General features: G+C 62.6%; 2 protein-coding genes. Both read right to left on the bottom strand.

From position 1 onward, the window contains the following. Positions 1–45 precede the first annotated feature (45 nt). A complete protein-coding gene (locus HIJ39_RS22835) occupies positions 46–1410 on the bottom strand; it encodes an ISNCY family transposase (protein ID WP_169103325.1) in 1365 nt (454 codons plus the stop codon). Further along, positions 1383–1582 (bottom strand): hypothetical protein (locus HIJ39_RS23940; protein ID WP_207711881.1); only part of this gene is annotated, 200 nt, incomplete at its 5' end. The genes HIJ39_RS22835 and HIJ39_RS23940, both read right to left, overlap by 28 nt.

The raw sequence follows: 1582 nt of genomic DNA, 5'->3' as shown, positions 1-1582 counted from the left end.
TAGCTCGCAAGGATCCGCCTGGCGGTTCCGAGTGGGTTACTGATCTTAAACGGCCTGCCGCTGAGCCCAGCGGCGGACATTATGGGTGAAGATTCCGAGGCCGATCCCCGTTGCCACCGCCTCGTATCCCCGATATCGACTCCGCCGGAGTCCATACTTTCGCTTCAATCGGCTTATCGTGGCTTCACCCCCAGCGCGCCAGCGTTGGGCACGGCGAAAAGCCGGTCGACGTTCCTGGACGATCCGAGCAGCCGATTTCTTTCCGCGTTTGGGGATCGCGACCGTTTTGATACCCCGGCGCTCACAATCGCGTTGGTTCGCCGCACCGTCATAGCCCCGGTCGGTGGCCACAATGTCCGGATGGCGTCCGAACTGGACCCGATGCTGATCGAGCGCCGGACTCAGCGCGTCGGCGTCGGGCGGATTTCCGATATGCACCATATAATCGGTCACAAACCCCTGTTCCGCCTCGACGATCTGGACTTTGTACCCAAATTGCACAGGATGGCCCAGCTTCCCCTTCTTAATCGGGCGCGCATCGGGATCGGCCACGCTGACCACGCGGTGGGCTATCGGCTCTCGAGCCGTCGCCGCCCGGCTCTGGCGAATCACGGTCTGCAAATCGTGGAGGGCTTGCTCGGTTTGTGCGACACGGCGGGCCAGCCCTTGATCGAGGACGGCAATTTGTTGTTTTGCGACGTCGAGTAGCCGCGCGATCGCGCGGCCTTGGGCTTCGCCCGTGCGCGCCAAGTCCTCGGTCACGCGCCGGACCTCCGTCACGGCGTCTCCGGTACGCCGTCGCAGGAGTTTCCCGATAGCCAGGATCTTCCGCTTCACCGACCGCGCGCGATCCCGGATTGGCACCGGCGCCGCCTCCATGACCGCGTAAAGTCGGCGGGCCATCCGGGTCACCCGGCGAATGCCATCGGCAATGAGCCCGGCGTCGGTCGGGTGATGGATCGCGGCCTCGACGACCGTCGAATCCATCCGAAATCGGCGCCCGCGCACGATTTTCTCCGTGTGGAGCCGGGCCGTGACGGCCCGGTTGATGACCAGTATGCCTTCCGGCCCCAACCGACGGCGCCAATACGTCAACGTCGACGGATGGGGGAGCGCGTCCGCCACGCCGAAGTGGCAGAATCGCCGCCAGTGAAAGCTATCGGCGACTTCTTGGATGAGCACGCGATCCGCCAACTGATAGCGATCTTTCAGGTAAAACAGGCGCAAAATCTGAGCGGCCGGCACCGAAGGCCGCCCTTGCACGGGGTCGAGGCGGGCGACCAGCGGGGCGATAATCGCCGGATCGCCCAATAGGTGATCCACGGCCGCCAATTCAGCGGGTAAGGCCCACACCTCCGGCGGCATCGCCGCCGTCAGGAAGTCTAATTGCTGGTGGTCATATTGTTGCATTGAATCCCCGAAGCAGGAACTCGCGCCTCCCGACGCGAATAGTTGCTTGTCGGGATTCCCCCCTTCGAATTTGGATGGTGTCGGTACTGGATAAATTCGACAAAAGGGCTGGGAATCCCTGCTTTTATGCGGTTTTCAAGGATCCGACGCGGTGATTTTTTCAGCACAAACT

Origin of the sequence: Sulfobacillus harzensis (genome assembly GCF_012933365.1) — a bacterium.
In the GTDB taxonomy this organism is placed as follows: Bacteria; Bacillota; Sulfobacillia; order Sulfobacillales; family Sulfobacillaceae; genus Sulfobacillus_B; species Sulfobacillus_B harzensis.
The sequence above is the reverse complement of the archived record's forward strand: the minus strand, read 5'-3'. Positions and strand labels throughout refer to the sequence as shown.

Bases quoted from the DNA above. Each gene is read 5' to 3' on its own strand.
- HIJ39_RS22835 (WP_169103325.1), bottom strand. From the start codon at position 1,410: ATGCAACAATATGACCACCAGCAATTAGACTTCCTGACGGCGGCGATG.